We start from the raw sequence: 16563 nt of genomic DNA, 5'->3' as shown, positions 1-16563 counted from the left end.
TAAAGATAATACAATAGCCCCAACTTAATATAACGATGATAAAACAATGGTATTAAAAATGTAAAAATGACTATTATTCTGCCGCTTCTTCACCTTTGGTGCCCAGCTCAATAATATCACCCTCTTTAAAAAGAATAGCCTGCAGTGTAGTACGCCATACCGGTTTTTTGCGCAGCAAAAACTCCAGGTCCATACCAAAGTGCTTAAATTCCTCTTGCTGTGCGTTTTGCATAATGGCCTTGGCCTGGTTATCTTTTTCGACAGAAATCCGCTGTTCGTACCAGTTTATAGCCTCAGCCTCTTCGGTTAATGAAACTATCATTCGGGCAAAGGTGCGCGTTTCGTCGGATAGTTCATTTGCCGGCTCGTGATATTGATCAAATGACATAATACTTTTTTAAGGAGATAAGTATTATGTAAACGCTTTTGTTTTAAGGTGTAAGTATTTAGAATGGTTATTAACCCACGTGTTTCCTGATTTTGATATTAACCAGTTTGGATGTGGGCGTATTACTTTGTTCGGCAACGCTGTTGATAGGGACCAGCACATTGGCTTCGGGGTAATAGGTAGCTGTATTCCCTTCGGGAATGTTGTAGGGTACAACTACAAACAACCTCGCTACCCGCTCAACACCATCATCATAATTAAACAGATCAACTTTTTCCTCCGCTCTAAAACCGGCATTTTTCATGTCGTTTTCGTTCATCAAAATCACCCGGCGCTCGTTGTGAATGCCCCGGTAACGGTCGTCAAGGCCATATATGGTGGTGTTAAACTGATCATGGCTGCGGATAGTGGCCATATGATATTCATCAGCCGCAAGTTCATGCTTCGGCAACGGGGCGATATTGAAAGGCACAACAGCTCCATTTTTTTCGGTGATAAACTTACCCTCCCGCGCAGCATTGGGCAGGTAAAAACCACCTGGCAAACGTACCTTTTGGTTATAATCCTCACAGCCCGGAATAACCTTGGCTATCGCGTCGCGCACGGCATCATAGCTTTGTGAGTACTTATCCCAGTCGACAACGGCGCGATGACCTAATGTGGCTTTAGCGAGATTACAAATGATCTGGTTCTCGTTCATCAGATGTTCAGATACAGGCTTCAGCATCCCTTTTGACATCTGGACAACCCCCATAGAGTTTTCGCAGCTTATAAACTGCTCCTCGCCATTTACAACGTCTTTATCACTTCGTGATAGTGTTGGCAGGATCAAAGCTTCCTCACCATGAACCAGATGACTGCGGTTTAATTTGGTTGATACATGTACCGACAGCTTAAGTTTACGCATGGCCTGTGCTGTAAACAGGGTATCCGGTGTAGCCGAAAGGAAATTGCCGCCCATGGCAAAAAACACTTTAAGTTTGCCCTCGTCCATAGCTTTAATAGATGCAACAACATCATAGCCATGCCCCCGCGGCGGTTCAAAACCAAAAACTTCCTTGAGTTTATCCAACTGCTTCGGTTTTGGCTTATCCCAGATCATCATGGTACGGTTACCCTGTACATTGCTATGACCACGCACCGGACATAAACCGGCACCGGGTTTACCAATGGCGCCTTTAAGCATGGCCAGGTTCACAATTTCTTTTACGGTATCCACTCCGTTTTTATGCTGGGTGATGCCCATAGCCCAGCAAATGATGATGCGGCTTTTATTTTTTATCAGATCAACCGCCTGCTCAATTTCATTCACTGTTAAACCGGCGGCTTTAGCCAGGTCATCAATCTTGTATTGGTTCAGGCTGTCTAAAAAGGCAACGTAACCAGTAGTGTTCTTTTTAATAAATTCATGATCGAAGACACTGCCTGAATTTTCCCGCTCGGCTTCATATAGCAGTTTTTCCATGGCTTTTAGCAAAGCCATATCACCGTTTATTTTTACCTGCAGGTACAGATCGGCCAATTGCGTTTTGATACCTAAAATGCCTTTTACCGTTTGCGGGTTTTTAAAACCCATTAACCCAGCCTCATGCAAGGGGTTTACCGCAATGATCTTTGAGCCTTTCTGTTTAGCCTTTTCAAGCGCGCTAAGCATCCGGGGATGATTGGTACCAGGGTTTTGCCCCATGATAATGATTACATCGGTATCGTAAAAATCATTAAGGGTGACGGTCCCCTTGCCAATGCCAATGGTATCTGCAAGGCCAACACCGGTACTTTCATGGCACATATTGGAGCAATCGGGCATGTTATTGGTACCAAACTCGCGCACAAATAGCTGGTATGTAAATGAAGCCTCGTTACTGGTACGGCCGGATGTATAAAATGCAGCTTCATCAGGCGATGCCAAAGCGTTGAGCTCATCTGCTATCTTTTTAAAGGCAAAATCCCAGCTTACCGGGGCGTAGTGAGTGGCACCTTTAGCGAGGTAAACCGGCTGGGCGATACGCCCCTTCTTCCCTATCTCATAATCGTTAAGCTTGGCAAGATCCGCTACCGAATTTTCGGCGAAAAAATCTCCGGTGAGTTTTTTGGTAGTAGCTTCTTCGGCAAGGGCTTTGGCTCCATTTTCACAATATTCGGCAATGGCTGAACGGTCGTCATCCGGGTCGGGCCAGGCACAGCCAGAGCAATCAAAGCCGCTCTTTTTGTTCATATGAAACAAACCCTCCATACCTCTTGCCAAACCAGCTTCCTTTAATATATCAACCATAGCCACTGTTACAGCAGGGATACCCGCTGCCCAGTCTTTTGGATGTGTTATTTTCAGGTCGAGCAATTCCTCAGGATTCTCTGCTGCCGGTCCTTTTTCTGCTTGCTTGCTCATGGCTTTTTAGCTGCTAAGGGATTAGGATAATTATCGCTCTGATCTTCGGCGACTTCATCCAAACACGTAAAATCTTTTTCAACCAATAAATGCAAACTACCGTGTTTACCTTCATAACCTACTTTGTCATCGTCGGCAAAGCCGGAGGCCACTGCTTTTGGCACATATAGTGTTATGGCATTCTCCTTATAGGTTGCCGAAAGATGCTCATCATCAACCAGTCTCAAAGCGTAAATAAGCTGCTGGCTGCCAAAATCGACCGTTTCCTGAACACAACCTTCTTCGGCCAGTTTGGCTACATCGGTTTTAGTGAGCCTGTATCTTAGTGAATTACCTTTTATCCTTATTTTCATTGGTATCAATCAGTTTACGCCGATGGCACCGTTAGTACGGCCTCATCGGGGGCCATTACCCGGTGCGCGCCCGCGTAAATATTAAAGCGCTCATCGCGTAAAAAGCCAATTAGTGTAATATTAAATTCGTTTGCCAGTTCTATAGCCAGGCTTGACGGTGCACCTACTGCCGCAATAATACTGATGCCGGCCATCGCGGCCTTTTGAATAAGCTCAAAACTTGCCCTGCCGCTAAGTAACAATACTGTTTGCTGCAACGGCAACCAGTTATACATCATAGCAGCACCTATCAGCTTATCTAAAGCATTATGCCTGCCTACGTCTTCCCTCAATAATAACAGCTCCCCCAAAGGAGTAAACAAAGCCGATGCATGCAAACCACCCGTATCATCAAATACCCGCTGGTGCCCGCGCAAAATCTTCGGCAACTGATTAAGTACCAAACTATGGATCACATTGCCATCATCTGCCCCGGCGACAAAATTGCTTACTGTGCGAATAGCGCTGATAGAACCCTTTCCGCAAACACCGCAACTGCTGGTGGTATAAAAATTACGTTCAGTATTTTGGAGATGTGGTATCACACCTTGTTCAAGTGTTACCAGCATGGTATTCTCCTTGTTTTCGGCACAGGTTATAAAGCTGTGTTTAGCTGATTTTATCTCATCTGCATTTTTAATAATGCCTTCGGTAAAAAGGAAACCGGTTGCCAGTTCGGCATCATGACCGGGGGTACGCATAGTTACAGAGATATTACGTAGCTCTCTGCCCTCTGCAGGGCCATATTCCAGTTTAATTTCAAGTGGTTCTTCAATGGCTATGCTATCCTCCTCCCTTGCGCTTCGGTTAGCGTTAACTTTTACAACCGGGATATGAATAACTGATGGCGTAGACATACTCAAAGATACAATTTATGGCATAGTTTGTTTATGTAAGTTTACATGCAGAAGGCAAGTTTAAGTCCCTTCGTTTGAATTGTTTTTGAAGTAAGCGTCTGCAAAACAGCCGTTAACTTAGGCTGGCAAGGGGTTAACAGGGTTAACAGAAATTCGAACTTTTTTACACTATTTAATTGACAATCAATTAAATAGTGTAAAAAATAGTATTAACACATGTAAATCCCGGCAAGGTTAATGAACTTACATATGTTGATTTGTTAAATTTAAACCTGCTGCTCGTTTTGTAAGCTAATTTGAATATTTTTGAGATATGAAGATCAACATACTGGCTTTTGGAGTGGCTAAGGAGATATTTGGAAGCAGCGAAGTTAGCCTGGAAATGACCAACGATGCAACTATCTCCAATTTAAAATACCTGCTTGAGCAACAATACCCGCGTTTAAAGCAGCTTTCATCTTACATGCTGGCTGTTAACAACGAATATGCCCTGCCCGGTGATACCATTCACGAACGTGACGAAATTGCGATTATTCCGCCGGTAAGCGGGGGATAGATCAGTTTGCAGTTTTTAAGTAGCAGTGGCAGTAAACTTTTTCAGCGACAGTTTGCATTAGTATTTAATAACTGATCCTCAATTTCATTAATATTAAACAATCAACTTAATATAGCAATGGCCATCAGAAGCGCTACGCTTGCCGATCATACTGCAATATCAAACCTGCTAACGCAATTAGGCTATCCCGGCACTGAAGATTTTTTGCCGGAAAACCTTGAAAAGATGTTGCGACAATCTTCTTCGCAGGTTTTGGTCTATGAAGATGAAGGTGCGGTTGCAGGTTTTATCGCTATTGATTTTTTAACACAGCTGGTAGTTAAAGGTGATTTTATTCGCATCAGTTGTTTTTCTGTTGATGAAAGCACCCGAGGTAAAGGTATTGGCAAGTCGCTTGAGGATTATATTACCGAACTTGCCAAAGAATGTAATGCCGACAGGATAGAGGTACACTGCCATACACGCAGAACCGATGCCCACCGGTTTTATTACAGGCAGGGTTATACCGAATCGCCCAAATACCTCACGAAATCATTGGTAGATAAAATATAGATTTGCATTGCTATGAATACACAGATCCTCTTATCGGCCCAAACACTGGATATTCAATCGTGTATTGATTGGATCATGTCACCCGAATCCGGGGGGATAGACGTGTTTATTGGTACCGTTCGTAATGCAACCAAAGGGAAAAAAGTTTTAAGGCTCGATTTTGAAGCTTATGAGCCCATGGCTATCAGCGAGATGAACAAAATTGCCGCCCAGGCCTTTGAACGCTGGCCCATTCAAAAAATACTGATCCACCACCGTACCGGATTACTGCAGGTTGGCGAGGTGCCGGTTGTTATTGCAGTTTCAGCAGCGCACCGTGATGCTGCCTTTGACGCCTGCAGGTATATTATCGATACACTTAAACAAACCGTCCCTATTTGGAAAAAAGAAAGCTTTGAGGACGGCGATGTTTGGGTGGCAGCACATCCTTAGGATTTCGGATTTGGGATGTTCGATTTTGGATTTTTCATTTAAAAAAAAACTGTCGTAATAAGTAATATGCAGTCAAAGATGCAAAGCATTAAGAAAAAGCTTTGCGGCTTAGCGCCTTTGCGGGAAATAACCTGTGAATTATGTTTTATATAACAAGCCAATATTGATCATTCAATTTCTTCCAAAAAAGCATGATTTAAATTAAATAGAGTAAGTGTATCAAATGCTTTAGGAGATATTAGTAACCGGAAATCATCTCCTACAATAAAGTCGTCATTATTTTCAAAAGCACCATTAATTTTAGCCCAATAAAACTTCGGTAAATCTGTATTTGGATAAAAATCTTCAAACTCATTTGATCTGGAAATTAAAACATCGTCAAATCCGATTCCCTTCAAATTTCTAAATTCGATCTCTTTTTTCAACCTTTCTGTAATGATGTAACACGGAAACGATTCCAAAATATCATCACCTGACCATCCTGCAAATTCATAATGTAACTTATCAATAATTGGAGGGTGGACTTTTGTATTCATTACAGTCTCATTCCCTATTCCCCCCGCAACTTCAGGCTCTATGATCCTATACATATCCAATCTCCTATCCAACCTTGTACTCTTCCAATCCACCTTCCAACGAAAATATATCTGCATCGGGAATCATTTTGAGAATTAGTTTTACCGCCTCGTCGCTTCGTTTGCCCGATGAGCAGTAAAGGACTTTGGTATTAGGGCTGGTAAAATAGGCCAGGTACTCTTCTATTTCATCCAGCGGGATATGCGTACCCCCAATATCATAAGCTTCACGCTCCTGGATGGTACGCACGTCAATAAGTTCTATGGTATCATCAAAAAGGGTTCGTTTTTTTAGTTCATCAGCGTTGATGGTTGGAATGGTGATAGTTGTTTTTAACCTGCGGATATGCGTTTTTGTCACCGGACCAATTTTAAAGATACGGCTTTGCATGCTTTGTGCATCAAAGATCAGCACTTTCCCGGCCAATAATTCACCGGTTTTAGTGATGTACTTGATTACTTCATTGGCCTGCATACAGCCAATGATTCCGGCCAGTGTAGGTACTACTCCGCCTTCGGTACAATTAGGGATCTGGGTAGCATCTACCTCGGGAAACAGATCACGGTAATTGGGCGAATTAAGTCCTTTACCGTTGCTTACATTCCAAACGGCAACCTGCCCTTCAAACTGGTAAATAGCGCCGTAAACAAGTGGTTTACCGGCTAAAACACAGGCATCATTAAGCAGGTAACGGGTTTCAAAATTATCGGTACCATCCAGCACAATGTCGTAATTACTGATGACATCCATCACATTATCGGATGTTATTTTGGTGGTATGAGGCACGAGTTTAATACCCGGATTTTGGGCCTGCAGGCGTGTACAGGCCACTTCAGCCTTATTTTCGCCTTCATCGGCCGGCGTGTATAATACCTGGCGATGCAGGTTGCTTACCGATACCTGGTCAAAATCGGCAATACCTAATGTGCCAATTCCAGTTGATGCCAGGTATTGTGCAGCCGGGCAGCCCAACCCTCCTGCCCCAACAACCAGTACGCGGGCTTGCTGCAATAATTGCTGGGCTTCCTCGCCAAAACCGGGCAGTGCTATCTGGCAGTTATATCGTTGTAAATCCTGATTCATTAGTAGCAATTATTGTATGGTGGATCATTGATTTTACTTTCTCCAATTCTTCAGGCGTATTCACATTGGTCAGCGCCTCCTGTTGTGGGGCGTTTAACAATGTAATATCACTATTGATCAAAACCTTGCGCGGGCATGAATACCCTTGCGCCAAAAACGATAGCAGTACAGGGTAGCTTTTAGGCTCCCATATAGCTATCAAAGGTTCCGGGAAATCGGTTACCGGACTGTGATAAGCCGTAGCCACCGACGAACTGTTCCGCCAGGCAACTAAATTGCGAAGGGTAGCTTCATCCATCAAAGGCAAATCGCAGGCTATGATCAGCCAGGCGGTATCCGGCTGTTCGCGAAAAGCGGAAAGAATAGCCCCATAAGGTCCTAAACCAGTAAATGTATCCTCAATAACGGGATAAGCCGGGTCAATTTCCTGCTGCTGGCCGGGGCGACCGGAAATGTAAACCTCCCGGCAAAAGTTTTTAAGCAGATCGGCCATATAATACCGTTGCTGCTTGCCATGCCACCTGGCCGCACCTTTATCAAAACCCATTCGGGTACTTTTACCGCCGGCCAGTACCAGTCCATTTAAAACGGGTTTGGCTAACTTTAATGCGGCTTCAAAAAAGGCTACGATCTTTTCACGTTCATCTACTTTTAAAATTGGGATCTGATGCCAGTTGGGTATAACTTCCTGTATAAAGTCGGGAATTTCGCTTGCGTTATCGGCCAGCAGAAAAAGCTGAACATTATTGAGCTGACCTATCCTTTTTTGCAGAGACGCCTCTTTATTAACGTCGATAATAACTACCTGGGCCTTAGCCTGCTGGTGATTCCCATTAACTAATACCAGGTCGGCAGACGAGAATTGCTGTTTAAGCTGATAAGGATATACCGGGTTTTGATAGTTAAACTGCTGATAGTTTACCTGGTCGGTATAATCAAGCGAAGCGCCGGCCACCAATCTGCCGGGCAGCAAAGTAATATCATCATTATGTGACATATCCACATAAGCACATTTATAAACCGGCGAAAGCGAACGGATCACATCATCGGCCAATAATTTGATCACGGTACAGGGACCGCCCAAAATAGCCCACTCGTTACGGCCGAAGTTACCGGTTGAAGGGCGGGCCAGTTTAGCGTGTTTTTTATGTGTGCCCGATGGCTGGTTATGATCTTTTAAAGTCACGTTTACCTCCTGTTTTTGAGATCAGTTTGGTTTCTTTTATCACTATATCATGGCTCATGGCCTTACACATATCATAAATGGTAAGTGCCGCTATTGAAGCTCCTACCAACGCTTCCATTTCTACGCCTGTTTTGGCGGTGATGCTTGCAGTACAATCAACAACAACCTCTTGTTGTTCGTTGATATGTATGGCTACATTGCAATTATCCAAACCCAGCGGGTGGCAAAGCGGTATCAGATCGCCGGTTTTTTTTGCCGCCATAATACCTGCGATGATAGCTGTTTGAAAAACAGGCCCCTTTTTACTCTGCAATTCATTCCCCGCTAAAAGCTCAAATACTTGTGCAGGCAAAGCAACCACGCTGCGCGCGGTAGCAGTACGGTGTGTAACCTGCTTCTCAGTTACATCAACCATATTAGGATCGCCTTGTTTGTTTATGTGGGTTAACATCTTGAACCTTGATTTACTTGATTATAGGATTTAAGGATATTTGCATTTACAATTTACTTTTATTCAGTTTTCGATCTCTATCAGGGTAATCCCAAAATCCTACAAATCATGGTTGAATTTCCAAACCTTAAACACCTCTCCTGCTTTAAAATTATTCTTTTCAGGCGGAAGTTCTAAAAAAGCTTCGGTATCCGCTAAGTTAGCAAAATCGCCCGAACCATTTCCCTCAACAGGCGTAGCTATCAATTGGCCTTGCCCGTTACTTTGCAGCTTTACCTGCAAATAGTATTGTAATGCCGGCTGAAAGGTAAAATCTTTCCCTAATACCGCATATGTGGCGGCTTTTGCGGGCAAGCCCAGCACTGTATTAAGCCATGTTAAAAAGTAACGGTGCAGGCACATAAATGTGGCTACCGGGTTACCCGGAAAAGCAAACACCAATGCACCGTTATTATGCCTGCCAAACCAAAAGGGTTTGCCGGGCCGCTGGGCTACTTTATGAAACAACTTTTCAACCTTTAATTCCTCAAGCGCCCGGGGGATATAATCAAACTTCCCCATCGAAACACCACCGCTTAGCAGCAGCACATCATAGTTTTGTAAACAGTACTGGATCTTTTCTTCAGTAACCGCGGGCTCATCGGGGATATGCAAAATATCAGCATCGGTACCATGTTGTTTTAAAACGGCTTTTACCATATAGCTGTTTGATTTGCGGATCTGGTACGGCAGCGGCGTTTCATGCACATCAACTAATTCATCTCCTGACGAAACTATTATCACCCGCGGCATTTTTTTAACAAGCAGGTGGGCTTTACCTACTGATGCCGCCACACTAATGATAGCGGGACTTACCACCTGTCCTGCCGTTGATATAACATCATGTTGTTTTTTATCAAGGCCCTGCAAATGCAGGTTCTGCCCCTTTTTTATGTCGCGGGTGTGTACGCTCGCCGACCCGGCGATGATCTCCACATCCTCGTAACGGATTACTGTATCAACCGAAGCGGGCAACACAGCACCGGTCATGATCTCGATGCATTCCTCGGCGCTATTGATCTGAACCGGCTCCTCACCGGCTGCCTGGGTAGCTTTGATCCGGAAAATATTGATCCCGCTTTCAATAGCTTCATATCTTATAGCGATACCATCCATGGTTACCCGGTTAAAGGGCGGCAGATCACGGTCGGCCTTCAGTTCTTCGGCCAGGGCATAACCCAGAGCTTGTTCAAACGGTAGGCTTTGAGTACCATAATCCCTGATTTGTGCAAGCACCAGTTTTTCAGCTTCTTCAACCGTTGTCATATATATGTAGTTTAAAACTATCCGCCAATAGTGGCCATTGACTCGTGGATGCCTGTTTTGGCTACCCGTGCCCGCTCGGCTTCCCAGCCATCTGCCGGACGGTGGCTAAAAGCGGTTAACAAGGCATCCTCCAATACTTCATCAGAAGCTCCCGCGCGCATCAGATCTTTTAAATTGAGCACGCCATCATCATACAAACAGGTTTTTAACCCACCCTGAGGCGTTATGCGGATACGGTTACAGCTGCCGCAAAATGTACGCGAATAAGCGGCTATAATACCAATTGTACCTTTATGCCCCGGGACCTGATAATTGTATGAAGTGGAATAAGCCGGGTCATCCAGTTTCTTTATTTGCGGATATTTGCTTTTTATTTCATCTAAAATGCGAAGGTAATCCCAATGCAACCCGTCGTATACATGGCCATAGCCGTTAAAAGGCATTTCTTCTATAAACCTGACACTTACAGGCAGCTCTTTGGCCAATTCAACCAGCGGAATAATGTCCTGAATGTTCTTGCCATCCATCACCACAGCATTGATCTTTACTTCCATATCATGGCTCAGCATGGCATCTAAGGCTGTCATCACGCTGGCAAATTCGTCGCGGCGGGTAATAGTAAAAAAGCGGTTGGCATCCAGCGTATCCAGGCTCAGGTTTATTGACCGTACACCTATCTTTTTTAATTCGGGCACATAAGGAGCTGTAAGTACGCCGTTAGTTGTAAGGCCCAGCTCTTTCAAACCATCCAGCCTGGATATAGCTGTGAGCAAATGCATAATATCTTTGCGTACAAAGGGCTCGCCCCCGGTAATACGGATTTTTTCGATACCCATTTTTACAAGCAAACTGCAACTGCGCAGCATTTCCTCATAGGTCATGAGCTCGGCACGTGAAAGCCAGTTCAACCCATCCTCAGGCATACAGTAAAAACAGCGCAGGTTGCACCTGTCTGTCACCGCGAGGCGCATATAGCTGATCTTCCGTCCATGATTATCTTTTAACAAAATGTAGCCTTTTTATCCTGTAAATTTAATTAATTAACAGCCATTACACCTTTAAGTTTATGCATGGCAATTGTAAAAATAAGCATTACCCCGCTTGGAGATGTTTACGAAATGTATTTTTATTTCCTTCCTCAGTGATACATCCGGTCTTAAATAAAATTACCAAAGCGTAACCGAGTTATACTCGTTTCGCAATACACACATAAAGCACAAAAAATCAATTTGTTATAAATGAACAGATCTAATTAAAACTTTCATTAAATTATTACCGTATTAAGGCAAGCATCCGCCCCAAAGAATTTATAAAAAGGAAGCCCCCCTGAGCCTAAACAAACATAAAACGCAGGACCGGAAGCTACAAAATGGTAATGCATGATCATTAACCAGGCATTACAACAACAGTCATATCAACATCTAACGTAACAGTTATAAAAAATGACAGGGATTATTATTCTGGCAGCAGGCGCATCAAATCGTTTTGGCTCCCCTAAGCAAAACCAAATTTACCAGGGTAAAACCCTTTTACAGCGGGCGATTCAAACCGCGCTTACCTGCCTGAATTGCGAAAAAGTTATTGTGGTGTTAGGAGCCAATGAACAATTAATCCGTCCCAATATAGATGAACAAGCTGTAGGCGTTATTCACAATCCGCGTTGGGAAGATGGAATGGGCTCGTCAATAAAAGTTGGTGTAGCCGAAATTTTGAGGCTTGAACCCGGCATAACTTCAATTATCCTGATGCTTTGCGATCAGCCATTTGTTGATTCATTCCTGATATCACAATTAATGGAAAAAAAGGAAGTTAATGACTGCGGTATTATTGCCTGCGGCTATCGTGATGTTTTGGGCGCGCCCGCTTTGTTCGATATAAAATATTTCCCTGAACTACTTGGCATGCAGGGGGTAGAAGGTGCAAAAAAAATCATCGAAGCACATACCGATGACGTTTTTATACTCCCTTTTCCGCTGGGCGCAATTGACATTGACACCGCCGATGATTTAGAAAGGCTTAACCAGGTAGGATAAGATAATTAAGCCGAAGCAACCAGTTTATTTACGCTGCGATATACAAACTCGTTAAAAATATGCCTGCGGGCAAATCGGCCGGGCGAATCAGCATTGATCAGTTTGATATAAACCGCTTTGGGCACTCCAAAATATTCATATACATTACCATCAAGAAAAGTAACTTTCAGTACCTGTTGCTTATACTCAAAATCGGCAATGTTTGATAACGTTGTGGTAGCTGTATAATCGGGCAAAGTTTGAGCACGGGTTTCAGGGGCAATACTTACCAAAAAATGATAAGCTTCAATAATTGTTTTACTCTTCTCTTCTGCCTCTGCCCTGTTGTCGTCCTGAAACCTGTCGGGATGCCAGGTTTTCATCATGCTTTTATAAACCGAACGTAACTCGCTTAACTCTGCATTTTCGGTCACGTTCAGGAGTTTCCTGTAGTCGCCAATTTTTTTCATTGTTTATTTAATTCTTTTTTATTGTCGATGAAGGGATTACAGGCAAAAAAGCGCTCAGCACCACCATGAAAATAACGGCGCGAAGGTACGCTTTTTTAACGAGGAAAAACAGGAAGTTTTATTTATTGAACAATGATGCTATGGAGTAAATATTAGCTAAAACTTCTATTAACATTCAACTTAATTCCTTACCCTGTTTGCAGCTTTAATTTAGCAGCATAAATGAATAAAATACGGTGGCAGCTGTTTAAATTATAAACCGTATTTTTGCGGGCTATGAAGTTTCCAAAATTTGCCGATCTGATACTGTTTGAGAACGACGACGTTATTGTTGTAAACAAACCGCCTTTTATAAGTTCACTTGATGAACGGGGCGAAGGCAGCAGTGAGATCAGCATGTTAAGGCTGGCTAAGGCTTATTGGGACGATGCGCAGATCTGTCATCGCCTTGATAAAGAAACATCCGGCGCGCTTATTTTTGCAAAAAATCCCGAGGCTTACCGATCGATTTCCATTCAGTTCGAAAAGCGTAAAGTTAAAAAAGTATATCATGCGGTTATTGACGGCACACATACTTTTGATAACCTGCTTGTTGATTTGCCTATATTAAATGTCGGCAAGGGTAGTGTAACCATCAGCAGGCAGGAAGGCAAGCGTGCCGAAACCTGGTTTCAGTCGTTAAAATATTATAAACATTATACTTTGGTTGAATGTCGCCCGATTACAGGCCGTATGCACCAGATCAGGATCCACCTGGCTACACAAAGGGCCTCCATAGCCGGCGATGAGATGTATAAGGGCGAGCCTGTTTTTCTCTCCAAAATAAAGCGGAAATATCATTTAGGTAAAGATCAGGAAGAGCTGCCTATCATGAAGCGCTTTGCCCTGCATGCTTATGAAGTAACATTTCGTGTCAATCCCGAAACCGAAGTTACCATCCATGCTCCATATCCTAAAGACTTTGAAACGCTTTTGAAGCTGCTTGATAAGTTTGACAGTTAAAATTAAATGGTATAAAGTATTTGAAATTATCATACGCCAACGTATTTTTATGCTCCATGGCGCGTAGCTTAAAAAAATCCCTCTACTGTATTTTGCTGGTAATATCTGGTGTGAGCTATTCAAAAGCTGATCCTTATATATATCTTCCTGAAGACAGCCTTGTTCATTTTTTAAAGATCCAGAACAGGGACCTTCAGGATAAAAAACTGGTTAATTATATTAAGCTTCGCTTTCAGCAGGGCCCGTAAATACCATTCCACAGGGTAAAAATGAAGTTTATAAAGAGCTTGATAAATACGATGTGGGCGACAAGGAAGCTTTAAAATTCTTTATTGAAAGCATTATTCAGAAACGCTTTTTAAAACTCCCGAAGCTGAAACTGCTATGGTTAAAGCCATTAACCAGGCATCAAAGAATAAAGCCGATTTTTTGCTTTATTCATTTATTAGTCATCTTGCTTTTATTCAAACAGATAAAGGCAACCCCATAGGCGCTATATACAGTTACGGCCTGGCTCAAAAACAAGCTTTAAAACTTAACGATCCGCTATTGCAGGTATTCTTGAATATCAATATATCCGATCTGTATTACAAACTCAACCTGTATAGCCAGTCATTATATTACCTTAACCAGGCATTCCATATCAAGGAAGAAAATAAGATAAAGGACGACAGATTTTACACGATAATAAGCTATAACAAGGCCGAGAATTTTTTCAGGATGAAAAACATTGATTCGCTGCAGCGATGTCATGATGATTTAATGGGGCCAAACAACAAAAGTTATAAACTATTCAGCTATCAATATCGTACTGCCTATTATATATCGCTGTTAAAACATGATTATAACAAAGCTATAACACAAATCAAAAACCTTCAAAGGGACAAAAAATATGTACCTAACGATGTTGAGAAACAAAATCTGGCCGATGCTTTTTACCTAAACGGACAGCCGGATTCGGCAAGTTCTATAGCTAACCAGCTGCTCGCGCTTCCATATTCTGATAATCACCCTGAAATAAAGCATCATCTTTATCAATTGCTTGGAAAAATAGCCCGGGACAGGGGCGATTACAAACTGGCTGTCGAGAATTTTGACCTTGCATTGAAACAATCAGAAGAGAGCCTGAATAATACCACACAGGTGGGCAATGTATCGGCGCAAATAAAAATTGATAAAATTGAAACCTCGTTTACCGATACTGCCGAAAAATACAGACGCGAACGCCTTATTTTGATCCTCATCAGCATTACCACAGTTTTCATGTTTGCTGTTATTGCCCTGTTATATCGCAGCGCCAGGCAAAAACGGCACTATGAAAAATTATTATATGATACCAAAAAAAACGAGCTGGCTTTTATCAACTCGCATGAGGTACGTAAACATCTTACCAATATATTAGGCCTTGTTGAGCTGATGAGCGAAAGCAAGGACAAAAAAGAGGAGTTTTTACAGGTTGAAAAACATCTTTATGATTCGGCTACCAGGCTCGACGATGCTATTAAGAACATCTCAGAAAAATTAAGCGACTAAGCTCCTGTATAAATAATTTTTATCTCAGCCTTACCGGAAGAGGCCGTATATCTGCTTGTATTATATCTGCAGGGCTACCCCGTACACGCGTATTTGCATTATTGGTAAAAAACAACCCTTATTCATTTCCGAAAATATGAAATTGTTAAAAACACAGTTTTACAGACCCTTTTTTACAGGTTTACAGCTATAATTAACGTGTTATTGAAAAAAAATACAAAATTTCTTAATATTTGTAATGAATTTTGTAAAAATAATTTAAATTCGCCTTAATAATTATTGAGATTAATACAAAAACTATAATTAGAACCCCAACTTTACAAATTAATTAAAAAATGGCAACGAAACTCGAGTACATTTGGCTTGACGGCTATAAACCAACACAAAGCCTGCGTAGCAAAACAAAAATCGTTAAAGAATTTAGCGGAAAAGTAGAAGATTTAGATAACTGGAGCTTTGACGGTTCTTCAACTGAGCAGGCACCAGGTGGTTCATCTGATTGTATCTTAAAGCCAGTTTTTGTTGTTCCAGATCCGCAAAGAAAAAGCGCTTACTTAGTAATGTGCGAAGTATTAAGTGCTGATGGCAAACCACATGAATCAAACGGCCGTGCTACCATCGCTGATGATGATAATGATTTCTGGTTCGGTTTTGAGCAGGAATACTTCCTGTGGGATCCCGCAACAAACAAACCACTTGGTTTCCCTGCAGGTGGCTACCCTGGTCCGCAAGGCCCTTACTACTGTTCAGTAGGTGCAAACAACGCTTTCGGCCGCGAAATTGTTGAAGAACACTTAGACGTGTGTTTAGAAGCAGGCTTAAACGTTGAAGGTATCAACGCTGAGGTTGCTGCCGGCCAGTGGGAATTCCAGATCTTTGCTAAAGGTGCTAAAGAAGCTGGTGACCAGATCTGGGTTGCACGTTATTTATTGGAAAGAATTGGCGAAAAATACGGAGTTGCTGTTAACTGGCATTGCAAACCGCTTGGTCAATTAGACTGGAACGGTTCTGGTATGCATGCTAACTTCTCAAATACTACTTTACGTACTGCAAACAGCAAAGAAATTTTCACAGCTATCTGCGAGTCTTTCCGCCCTGCAGTTGCTGAGTGTATCGCTGTTTACGGTGCTGATAACGATCAGCGTTTAACCGGTAAACACGAAACAGCCTCTATCCATGACTTTAGCTATGGTGTATCTGACCGTGGTGCATCTATCCGTATCCCTCTGTATGCTGTTGATCACAACTGGAGCGGTTACCTGGAAGATCGTCGTCCTAACTCAGCTGCCGATCCATACAAAGTTGCTGCTGTGATCATCAAAACTGTAAAATCAGCTAAGATTTAATCCCCTAATAAATAGTTATTATTTTATCCCCCGGTT

19 protein-coding genes are annotated in these 16563 nt (G+C 42.6%); 8 read left to right on the top strand and 11 right to left on the bottom strand.

Annotated features, from left to right (window positions below; translation table 11 throughout):
- Window positions 1-73: 73 nt before the first annotated feature.
- The 4 genes from DIU38_RS04895 to fdhD form a co-directional block, all read right to left on the bottom strand.
- Entirely contained in the window at window positions 74-388 is a 315-nt protein-coding gene (locus DIU38_RS04895; protein WP_112655782.1) for a ferritin family protein, read from the bottom strand.
- A gap of 70 nt (window positions 389-458) precedes the next feature.
- Window positions 459-2774 (bottom strand): FdhF/YdeP family oxidoreductase, encoded by a 2316-nt coding sequence (locus tag DIU38_RS04890; RefSeq protein ID WP_112655784.1) that lies wholly within the window; start codon window positions 2772-2774, stop codon window positions 459-461.
- The gene (locus DIU38_RS04885; RefSeq protein WP_112655786.1) at window positions 2771-3127 is read right to left on the bottom strand and encodes a DUF7009 family protein; all 357 of its coding nucleotides are present in this window, start codon (window positions 3125-3127) and stop codon (window positions 2771-2773) included. Before DIU38_RS04885 ends, DIU38_RS04890 begins: the two co-directional genes overlap by 4 nt.
- Before the next feature lie 14 nt (window positions 3128-3141).
- A complete protein-coding gene (gene fdhD / locus DIU38_RS04880) occupies window positions 3142-4023 on the bottom strand; it encodes a formate dehydrogenase accessory sulfurtransferase FdhD (RefSeq protein WP_112655788.1) in 882 nt (293 codons plus the stop codon).
- A 313-nt stretch (window positions 4024-4336) separates the two neighbouring features.
- Between fdhD and DIU38_RS04875 the strand changes: the two genes are divergently transcribed.
- From DIU38_RS04875 to DIU38_RS04865, 3 genes are all read left to right on the top strand, one after another.
- Entirely contained in the window at window positions 4337-4579 is a 243-nt protein-coding gene (locus tag DIU38_RS04875) for a MoaD/ThiS family protein (protein WP_090526447.1), read from the top strand.
- 117 nt (window positions 4580-4696) lie between these two features.
- Window positions 4697-5131: a GNAT family N-acetyltransferase gene (locus DIU38_RS04870; RefSeq protein WP_112655790.1), complete on the top strand. Its 435-nt coding sequence runs from the start codon at window positions 4697-4699 to the stop codon at window positions 5129-5131.
- Window positions 5132-5143: 12 nt separating this feature from the next.
- The gene (locus DIU38_RS04865; RefSeq protein ID WP_091162201.1) at window positions 5144-5563 is read left to right on the top strand and encodes a molybdenum cofactor biosynthesis protein MoaE; all 420 of its coding nucleotides are present in this window, start codon (window positions 5144-5146) and stop codon (window positions 5561-5563) included.
- 167 nt (window positions 5564-5730) lie between these two features.
- On the opposite strand, the gene DIU38_RS04860 is transcribed toward DIU38_RS04865, so the two are convergent.
- The 6 genes from DIU38_RS04860 to moaA all read right to left on the bottom strand — a co-directional run bounded on the left by DIU38_RS04860 (window position 5731) and on the right by moaA (window position 11171).
- Window positions 5731-6153: a hypothetical protein gene (locus tag DIU38_RS04860; protein ID WP_146750296.1), complete on the bottom strand. Its 423-nt coding sequence runs from the start codon at window positions 6151-6153 to the stop codon at window positions 5731-5733.
- 10 nt (window positions 6154-6163) lie between these two features.
- Window positions 6164-7222: a HesA/MoeB/ThiF family protein gene (locus DIU38_RS04855; RefSeq protein ID WP_112655794.1), complete on the bottom strand. Its 1059-nt coding sequence runs from the start codon at window positions 7220-7222 to the stop codon at window positions 6164-6166.
- On the bottom strand, window positions 7197-8408 hold the full coding sequence (locus tag DIU38_RS04850) for an NTP transferase domain-containing protein (protein ID WP_208057581.1): 1212 nt from the start codon (window positions 8406-8408) through the stop codon (window positions 7197-7199). The genes DIU38_RS04855 and DIU38_RS04850 overlap by 26 nt, the downstream gene beginning before the upstream one ends.
- Window positions 8389-8859 (bottom strand): cyclic pyranopterin monophosphate synthase MoaC, encoded by a 471-nt coding sequence (gene moaC / locus DIU38_RS04845; protein ID WP_112655796.1) that lies wholly within the window; start codon window positions 8857-8859, stop codon window positions 8389-8391. The genes DIU38_RS04850 and moaC overlap by 20 nt, the downstream gene beginning before the upstream one ends.
- Window positions 8860-8958: 99 nt before the next feature.
- Window positions 8959-10164 (bottom strand): molybdopterin molybdotransferase MoeA, encoded by a 1206-nt coding sequence (locus tag DIU38_RS04840; RefSeq protein WP_208057583.1) that lies wholly within the window; start codon window positions 10162-10164, stop codon window positions 8959-8961.
- 17 nt (window positions 10165-10181) lie between these two features.
- Complete coding sequence (moaA, locus tag DIU38_RS04835; protein WP_112655800.1) at window positions 10182-11171, bottom strand: GTP 3',8-cyclase MoaA; 990 nt, start codon at window positions 11169-11171, stop codon at window positions 10182-10184.
- A gap of 435 nt (window positions 11172-11606) precedes the next feature.
- Between moaA and DIU38_RS04830 the strand changes: the two genes are divergently transcribed.
- A complete protein-coding gene (locus DIU38_RS04830) occupies window positions 11607-12197 on the top strand; it encodes a nucleotidyltransferase family protein (protein ID WP_112655802.1) in 591 nt (196 codons plus the stop codon).
- A 5-nt stretch (window positions 12198-12202) separates the two neighbouring features.
- On the opposite strand, the gene DIU38_RS04825 is transcribed toward DIU38_RS04830, so the two are convergent.
- The gene (locus DIU38_RS04825) at window positions 12203-12646 is read right to left on the bottom strand and encodes a KTSC domain-containing protein (RefSeq protein ID WP_090526427.1); all 444 of its coding nucleotides are present in this window, start codon (window positions 12644-12646) and stop codon (window positions 12203-12205) included.
- 276 nt (window positions 12647-12922) lie between these two features.
- Here DIU38_RS04825 and DIU38_RS04820 point away from each other — a divergent pair, with 276 nt between their 5' ends.
- The 4 genes from DIU38_RS04820 to DIU38_RS04805 all read left to right on the top strand — a co-directional run bounded on the left by DIU38_RS04820 (window position 12923) and on the right by DIU38_RS04805 (window position 16527).
- A complete protein-coding gene (locus DIU38_RS04820) occupies window positions 12923-13648 on the top strand; it encodes an RluA family pseudouridine synthase (RefSeq protein ID WP_112655804.1) in 726 nt (241 codons plus the stop codon).
- 20 nt (window positions 13649-13668) lie between these two features.
- Window positions 13669-13896: a hypothetical protein gene (locus DIU38_RS04815; protein WP_149354033.1), complete on the top strand. Its 228-nt coding sequence runs from the start codon at window positions 13669-13671 to the stop codon at window positions 13894-13896.
- 136 nt (window positions 13897-14032) lie between these two features.
- Window positions 14033-15181 (top strand): hypothetical protein, encoded by a 1149-nt coding sequence (locus tag DIU38_RS04810; RefSeq protein ID WP_149354032.1) that lies wholly within the window; start codon window positions 14033-14035, stop codon window positions 15179-15181.
- 335 nt (window positions 15182-15516) lie between these two features.
- Complete coding sequence (locus DIU38_RS04805) at window positions 15517-16527, top strand: glutamine synthetase beta-grasp domain-containing protein (protein ID WP_091162185.1); 1011 nt, start codon at window positions 15517-15519, stop codon at window positions 16525-16527.
- The last annotated feature ends 36 nt before the right edge of the window (window positions 16528-16563 follow it).

Source organism: Mucilaginibacter metallidurans (genome assembly GCF_003286435.2).
Lineage (GTDB): Bacteria > Bacteroidota > Bacteroidia > Sphingobacteriales > Sphingobacteriaceae > Mucilaginibacter > Mucilaginibacter gossypii.
This window is presented reverse-complemented; position numbering and strand designations above follow the sequence as displayed.